Source organism: Pseudomonas sp., assembly GCF_050739655.1.
Classification (GTDB): Bacteria; Pseudomonadota; Gammaproteobacteria; order Pseudomonadales; family Pseudomonadaceae; genus Aquipseudomonas.
The window spans coordinates 1-4610 of sequence record NZ_JBOIBY010000426.1 but is presented as its reverse complement, the minus strand read 5'-3'; the positions used below and the strand labels follow the sequence as shown (position 1 = coordinate 4610).

Here is a 4610-nt window from a genome sequence, read left to right as displayed (position 1 = left end):
CGGTAAGGATGGCTGTATCATTTGCGTGGAACGTCTTCAATCAATTGAGAGCGGCTTTTGCTCCGACTGGCGAGGGCACTGCTGGCTGATCTGAAAGCACTTCATCAATAGCTAAGCCAGTCTTGATTCCATACTTCAAACCTCTTAGGGGAAGAACCCATGAGCCGGCGGGAAGAGTTTTTGTCGAAGGCGTTAGAGCTTCGTGATGAATATGAAAATGCGACCAATGTCATTCACCAAATGATGCATGAGAACAGAGCTGTAGGATCAGAGTGGGACGCTGCTGTCGTGCGGCAAATATCAGCGCTTGACGCCTGGATGGAGCTTCCCAGTGAGTATCCGAACCTTTCCTTAGAGGATTGATTTGCGCACCTATCGCCGATGCAGTCGTCGCAAGATGCATATATCGAGGTTTGCCAGTCGCGAGGCTTGGCGTCGGTGCTGGTTTGCTTTCTGTGGGCATAAGAGTCCTATGCCGGGGCCTGCCCGGGCGGTGGAGGGCGGTAGGGGATCGGCTAGAATTGAGCGATCAGCCAATAGGAGAAGCTCATGACTTGCTTGATTTGCAACGAGCCTGCGGTGGCAACTGACGCGGATGATGATTACTTGGAAAAAGTCTGCCCAGACTGCGGACACTATCGAATCACTGGTGCGGCCCTTGTGCTGATGAAAGCTCACGGCTGGCGCTTCGATGTGAATCTTGCTCGGAAGTGGATCGCAGAGCAGCAAAGCTCCGAAATGATTCCAACCATCGACTCTCACCAAGCGCCTCGCTTGATTGACGCTTAAACCGCAATTGCTTGGGCCTCCTTTTCGTGCCGGGGCAGCCACTGCCGGCAAAGTCGAAGCCTTCACAAGGCGGACCAAACGGAAGCACTTCTTTACCCTGGGCCAGCGCCTTAAGCAAATGATCCTTCGCCTCGTCGGCGGTGCATTCGCGTCCCTCCTCAAAACGGAGCAAGCCTTTGAGCTGGCGCTTGCTGAAGTCTCGCAGCGCGCCGCGCACGCTTAAGTGAATGTGGAAGGTGCGGCCGTTCGGACCGAATGGCTCGGACGGTTTGTTATCTGTGGGCATGGGGCGTCCTATGCCGGGGCATGCCCGGGCGGTGGAGGGTGGTGAGGGATCGGCTAGAATTGAGCGATCAGCAAAAAAGGGGCATCGACATGAGGTGTTTTGTTTGTAATGGAATGGCGCAGGTTTGGGACCGAGACCCGGATGGGAAATCAGTAGATTGTTCTGGGTGCGGTCGTTACGACATTTCCGCTTCGACATTGGTCGATATGTATCAGAACATCAGGATTTTCACGGTCGACATGACTCGTACATGGCTCCATGAGCAGCGCGAAGACGGTGAAAATCCCCCCCTGATTGAACGACATACAGCGTTTTGGGACTGACTAACGCGTCTATGCAGCTACCGCCTCTCGCTCAGCCATCCGCCATGGATCATTGGTCCGGGCCAGTGCTGCCATCGGCGGCGGGCTTACGTTGTTCCCGCACGCGGACATAAACGATCCTCGCCAGGGTGGCGTGATTGGTGGTTGTGGGCTATTGCTTGATATCTCGGTGCTGCGCCGGATAACAATGAGGTCGTAATGAAGTTATTGGTAGAGAGGCCTTATCCTGTGGATTACGTCCATCCAAACGGAAAAAGAGCGAAGATTGATTTCATCTGGGGAAAGCCGGACAACCCAGCACCGATTGGACTTCGGGTTTGGGGGCGAGACGATGGCGACGATATTCTGCTAGCCAAAGAAAGCTGGCCGTGGAAAAACTTCGATGAAGCAATGAGGCGCGGGATTGGTCTGGCTACGAAATGGTGCGAGCTGTAAACGTTATTCGCGGTCACCTTGGCTTCAACTCAATAGGTGAGGGCGGGTCAGGCGGTAATGCGCTCGCCAATCACCATGGTGGTGAAGCTCACAGAGTACTCGGTGGTCAACTCGAACAACCCGTTGCAGGTATCGCACTCCATGTTCTTGTCGCCGTAATCCTCGGCTTCAATGTGGATCACGGTCGCGCAGTGCGGGCACTTGCATTCGTCCAAGCCGTGGTAATCCCATTCGTCGTATTCGCTCTCCGCGACCTTTGCCAGCGCCGCGGCTTTGGCCTCCGCGTCTTCTGTGTCCTGGCAGGGCTTGCAGGTGAATCCGTCAGGGTGACCCCACGGCGTTTCCGTGAGCATTGAACATTGAGCTGTGAGTGCTGCACAGCCGGCAAACGTTATGTTTATCGCAAACCAAGTAGCTGTATTTCTCGCTGCTTTCGTTGCACTTGGCGCCAGCCTGACACCCAGTACCAGGCGCCGTCGATACGCTCGGCGTACAGACCAGTTTCTGGAGGATCAAGCCGCACTTCGGGCAGCCCGTTGCGATGCGGCTTGCCGTCTCGGGCTTCATTCCAGATGTTGGTTTTTCCCGGGCGCAGCCGAACTCTCCAGTTGCCGGAGATTTCCGGAATCAGGATCTTCGTGTTCTTGTCCATGGTGTTCTCCAATGCAGGCGCCGCTCTCCGTGACCGGCAGTGGCAATTTGGTATTGGTTGGGGTATTACGGGTGAACGGCATGGAGCCGGGCAAAGGAGAGGCAAATGAACGAAGTAAAGACCGTCGGGCATGAGCATCAGGGACACAAATTCGACGTCCATGTAGAGCATCGGCCTGCCGGATACATCTACTTTGTGGATATCCATCTACCCGGCGCAGCGTTGCTCCAAATTCATTCAGGTGACGATATCTACCGGGATGCAGATAGTGCGCATTTTGACGCCCGTCTGCGAGCCTGGGAGATAATCGATGGTCATGTGAACGCCGCAGCGCAATAGGTGAGGGCGGGTCAGGCGCAGACCCCGCCGGCTGGCGTGATTGGTTGAAGTGGGCTATTGGTTGATGCTCTGGCGTGGGGCCAGATAGAGGATCTGACAATGCCAAAATCACTGAGCGTTATGGCTTGCCCTAAGTGCGGAGCCGAGATGGAGCACACACATGCAAAGCCGAAGGGTTTCGTGGATCTAGTCGCGTTCAACTGCCCAGGATGCGGGCATAAAACAACCGTTGATGATTTGATGGCGAATGCTCGCGCTGTAATTGATGAGTTCACGAAGGCCAAGACGAAACTCTAGTCAATCGAACCTACGGTGTGGCCGGCTCAACGAGCTCGTCACCAGGGTCTTTGCCGATCTCGAGAAGACTTTGATTGTGAAATTCGCGTGACACTTCTTCCGTGATAACAAAAGGTGTCGTGACACACCGAAGCATTCGCGCTGCAGTTTCGAAGTCGGCTGCGATCACGTTACGCAGGAGATTCTGGTACACCTCCTGCTGGTTGTTGAAGCTGTGCTCTTTCATGAGCCGCTTCAGGTCCGGCTTAAATACTCCGGCGACTTCAACCGTAAACTTCTCGACTCCCAGCGCGGCATTCTTGGCTGCTTCCTTCTCGCGCTTTTTCTTCTGCTTGATGGCTTCCGCCGTTGGCTGCTGTTCCTCGGCCATGGCCTGCCTCTTCAATTCCGTGGGCTGGTAGATCCAGCCATGTCTGTCGTCGGCGCTGGCGCACCTGGTTGTTGATCCGTCTCAATGACCAGCACCGAAGTAGGCGAACACAACGAGCACCACGGAGCAGGCAATGGTCCAGCGGAGAAAGGTTCGACCAAAGCGGCTGGTGTTCACCCGAACCTCTTCGAAGAAGTCGGCGTTCGCCTCAAGTTGATCCATGTACTTGCAGGCGTTGCCATGTCCATCACGCGCTCCGCGAGAGAGACCGGTCGAGCGATCGATGATGTCGAACTTGTTCGCACCCAATGGCTCAGCATGGAAGCGCGGTACACGCACTGGCTCTTCGCGACCGATCATCTGGTACATCTCCGAGGTGGACATTGAGAGACGATCCCGCAACACCTGCAGGACCGCTTGTTTTTGGCGAATGGTCTGACTCATGACGATTCCTTATGGTGGGTTGCGGTTATTCGTCAGCACTCGGGCCTCCTGCTGGTTGCCGTTGGGCGCAGGGGAGAGTGCTGACGGATAAAGGCAGGCGTAAAAAAGCCCGATCAGAACCGGGCTTTTGTTTGCATCACGAAGACCTCCATACGTGATCGCAGGTGCCTCCTGCTGGAGGGCTTTGGTCATGGTTTATTTCATAGTGATCATCCTCGTTTGCGCGCCGTCGGCATCTTGGCGGGCGCTCGCCGTTTTCTGGTGTTGCTGCATGCAGGTGGCCAGCCAAAGCTGGTGTGTTCTCCTCCGCATTGGTCAGATGTTAGGCGCGGGCGACCAAACCCAGCCGTTTGAGCTGACCTGACATCTGCCGATGCAGTCTCTTCTGAGAGGATCAGGCAGTTAGCGACAGACTGTCGTTTGGCGCTGGTTGATTCGTTATTGCGGCTTCGGCAAGCCTGCCTGAATACGTTGTGTGATCTCGTCTCGATGTACTGGGACATCCTTTGGTGCATCGATACCGATACGTACCTGCTGGCCGCTAACGCCAAGCACGGTGATCGTGATGTCATTGCCGATATTGATTGATTCAGCTTGCTTGCGAGTGAGTACGAGCATTGTCCATTTCCATGCGTTAGTTGATTTCCCTGATGCCCCTCGTGGGAAGGGCACCGA

Annotated in this window: 10 protein-coding genes; 3 read left to right on the top strand and 7 right to left on the bottom strand. The window is 55.2% G+C overall.

Annotated elements, in window-relative coordinates:
* Positions 1-159: 159 nt before the first annotated feature.
* Positions 160-363 (top strand): hypothetical protein, encoded by a 204-nt coding sequence (locus tag ACRESJ_RS20890; protein ID WP_431759594.1) that lies wholly within the window; start codon positions 160-162, stop codon positions 361-363.
* 280 nt (positions 364-643) lie between these two features.
* On the opposite strand, the gene ACRESJ_RS20885 is transcribed toward ACRESJ_RS20890, so the two are convergent.
* Complete coding sequence (locus ACRESJ_RS20885) at positions 644-1075, bottom strand: hypothetical protein (protein ID WP_431759593.1); 432 nt, start codon at positions 1073-1075, stop codon at positions 644-646.
* Between the two features lie 521 nt (positions 1076-1596).
* On the opposite strand from ACRESJ_RS20885, the gene ACRESJ_RS20880 reads away from it, so the two are divergent.
* The gene (locus ACRESJ_RS20880) at positions 1597-1833 is read left to right on the top strand and encodes a hypothetical protein (RefSeq protein ID WP_431759592.1); all 237 of its coding nucleotides are present in this window, start codon (positions 1597-1599) and stop codon (positions 1831-1833) included.
* A 47-nt stretch (positions 1834-1880) separates the two neighbouring features.
* On the opposite strand, the gene ACRESJ_RS20875 is transcribed toward ACRESJ_RS20880, so the two are convergent.
* Positions 1881-2186: a hypothetical protein gene (locus ACRESJ_RS20875; protein ID WP_431759591.1), complete on the bottom strand. Its 306-nt coding sequence runs from the start codon at positions 2184-2186 to the stop codon at positions 1881-1883.
* A gap of 44 nt (positions 2187-2230) precedes the next feature.
* Positions 2231-2485, bottom strand: coding sequence for a hypothetical protein (locus ACRESJ_RS20870; protein ID WP_431759590.1), 255 nt, complete (start codon positions 2483-2485; stop codon positions 2231-2233).
* Between the two features lie 105 nt (positions 2486-2590).
* On the opposite strand from ACRESJ_RS20870, the gene ACRESJ_RS20865 reads away from it, so the two are divergent.
* Complete coding sequence (locus ACRESJ_RS20865) at positions 2591-2824, top strand: hypothetical protein (RefSeq protein WP_431759589.1); 234 nt, start codon at positions 2591-2593, stop codon at positions 2822-2824.
* Positions 2825-3131: 307 nt separating this feature from the next.
* Here the strand turns inward: ACRESJ_RS20865 and ACRESJ_RS20860 are convergent, their stop codons facing one another.
* The 4 genes from ACRESJ_RS20860 to csrA all read right to left on the bottom strand — a co-directional run bounded on the left by ACRESJ_RS20860 (position 3132) and on the right by csrA (position 4553).
* On the bottom strand, positions 3132-3491 hold the full coding sequence (locus ACRESJ_RS20860; protein ID WP_431759588.1) for a hypothetical protein: 360 nt from the start codon (positions 3489-3491) through the stop codon (positions 3132-3134).
* A gap of 81 nt (positions 3492-3572) precedes the next feature.
* Positions 3573-3935, bottom strand: a complete 363-nt coding sequence (locus ACRESJ_RS20855; protein WP_431759587.1) for a hypothetical protein — start codon at positions 3933-3935, stop codon at positions 3573-3575.
* A 9-nt stretch (positions 3936-3944) separates the two neighbouring features.
* On the bottom strand, positions 3945-4127 hold the full coding sequence (locus tag ACRESJ_RS20850; protein WP_431759586.1) for a hypothetical protein: 183 nt from the start codon (positions 4125-4127) through the stop codon (positions 3945-3947).
* A gap of 246 nt (positions 4128-4373) precedes the next feature.
* Entirely contained in the window at positions 4374-4553 is a 180-nt protein-coding gene (csrA, locus tag ACRESJ_RS20845) for a carbon storage regulator CsrA (protein WP_431759595.1), read from the bottom strand.
* Positions 4554-4610 lie beyond the last annotated feature (57 nt).

Excerpts from the sequence above, each read along its gene's own strand:
- ACRESJ_RS20855 (WP_431759587.1), bottom strand. The coding sequence starts at position 3,935 with ATGAGTCAGACCATTCGCCAAAAACAAGCGGTCCTGCAGGTGTTGCGG.
- ACRESJ_RS20885 (WP_431759593.1), bottom strand. The coding sequence starts at position 1,075 with ATGCCCACAGATAACAAACCGTCCGAGCCATTCGGTCCGAACGGCCGC.
- ACRESJ_RS20875 (WP_431759591.1), bottom strand. The coding sequence starts at position 2,186 with ATGCTCACGGAAACGCCGTGGGGTCACCCTGACGGATTCACCTGCAAG.
- ACRESJ_RS20860 (WP_431759588.1), bottom strand. The coding sequence starts at position 3,491 with ATGGCCGAGGAACAGCAGCCAACGGCGGAAGCCATCAAGCAGAAGAAA.
- ACRESJ_RS20880 (WP_431759592.1), top strand. The coding sequence starts at position 1,597 with ATGAAGTTATTGGTAGAGAGGCCTTATCCTGTGGATTACGTCCATCCA.
- ACRESJ_RS20870 (WP_431759590.1), bottom strand. The coding sequence starts at position 2,485 with ATGGACAAGAACACGAAGATCCTGATTCCGGAAATCTCCGGCAACTGG.
- ACRESJ_RS20850 (WP_431759586.1), bottom strand. The coding sequence starts at position 4,127 with ATGACCAAAGCCCTCCAGCAGGAGGCACCTGCGATCACGTATGGAGGT.
- ACRESJ_RS20890 (WP_431759594.1), top strand. The coding sequence starts at position 160 with ATGAGCCGGCGGGAAGAGTTTTTGTCGAAGGCGTTAGAGCTTCGTGAT.
- ACRESJ_RS20865 (WP_431759589.1), top strand. The coding sequence starts at position 2,591 with ATGAACGAAGTAAAGACCGTCGGGCATGAGCATCAGGGACACAAATTC.
- csrA (WP_431759595.1), bottom strand. The coding sequence starts at position 4,553 with ATGCTCGTACTCACTCGCAAGCAAGCTGAATCAATCAATATCGGCAAT.